We start from the raw sequence: 1126 nt of genomic DNA, 5'->3' as shown, positions 1-1126 counted from the left end.
CCTGTGGAGCTTCATCGACAACTACGAGTGGGAGGACGGCTACCAGCGGCGCTTTGGCATCGTGCATTGCGACTACGAGACGCAGGTSCGCACSCCSAAGCTGTCGGCGCTCTATTACGCCGATGTGATCCGCGAACGTCGCATCCTCTGAAATGAAGCGGGTCCTATATTCCCTCGCACCGCGGCGGGCCTTCGCCCCACGTGCGGCCTACCGAGGACCATCCAGATGACTTCCTTTCGCCCCCTGCGCCGCCGCCAACTCTTCGCCGCCGCCGCGTTGCCCGCGCTGGCCACAGCTTCGCTGGCCGCCACGCCACAGCGCCGCAGCGCACCAGGCGTACTGACTTACGAAAGCCCCTTCCCCGCCGACTTCGTCTTCGGCGTCGCCGCTGCCTCCGCCCAGCTCGAGGGTGCGGCCTTCGAGGACGGCAAGGGCGAGTCGGTATGGGACCGCTTCAGCCGCATCCCCGGCAAGGTCCACAACGGCGACACGCCCGACGTCGCCTGCGACCACTACCACCGCTTCGACGAGGACTTCGCGCTGATGGCCTCGCTGGGGTTCAAGACCTACCGCCTGTCCATCGCCTGGCCACGCATCTACCCGAACGGCGATGGCGCGCTCAACCAGAAGGGGCTGGACTTCTATCACCGCCTCTTCGCCAGCATGAAGAAGCACGGCATCGAGCCCTGGGTGACGCTCTTCCACTGGGACCTGCCGCAAGCGCTGGAAGACCGCGGCGGCTGGACGTCGCGCGTGACCGTCGACGCCTTTGCGAAATATGCCGACACCGTCGTCAAGGCCTTCGCCGGGGAGGTGAAGCACTGGATCACGTTGAACGAGATCGTCTGCTTCACCTTGTTTGGCTACGGCACCGGCGGCAAGGCTCCGGGCCGCAAGGAAAGCGCCAAGGTCGTCAACCAGACCTACCACCACGCGCTGCTCTGCCATGGTCATGGCGTGCGTGCCGTGCGCAAGTTCGGTGGCGCTGGCGCCGTCGTCGGCCTGACCGACAACTGCGGCGTGTCCGTGCCCGTGACGGAAACGCCTGCCGACATCGCCGCCGCCAAGGCCTGGTTCGTCGACCGGAACGCCCAGGTGCTGGGCGCCATCCATGCCGACAAATAC

The 1126-nt window shown here is 66.3% G+C and carries 2 protein-coding genes; both read left to right on the top strand.

What is annotated here, in order from left to right; genetic code table 11:
- Position 1: 1 nt before the first annotated feature.
- A complete protein-coding gene (locus ACXJKR_RS33170; protein ID WP_457326478.1) occupies positions 2 to 151 on the top strand; it encodes a family 1 glycosylhydrolase in 150 nt (49 codons plus the stop codon).
- 75 nt (positions 152 to 226) lie between these two features.
- Positions 227 to 1126 (top strand): glycoside hydrolase family 1 protein (locus ACXJKR_RS33165; protein ID WP_457326477.1); only part of this gene is annotated, 900 nt, incomplete at its 3' end.

This window comes from Roseateles sp. P5_E11 (assembly GCF_054049355.1).
The sequence above is the reverse complement of the archived record's forward strand: the minus strand, read 5'-3'. Positions and strand labels throughout refer to the sequence as shown.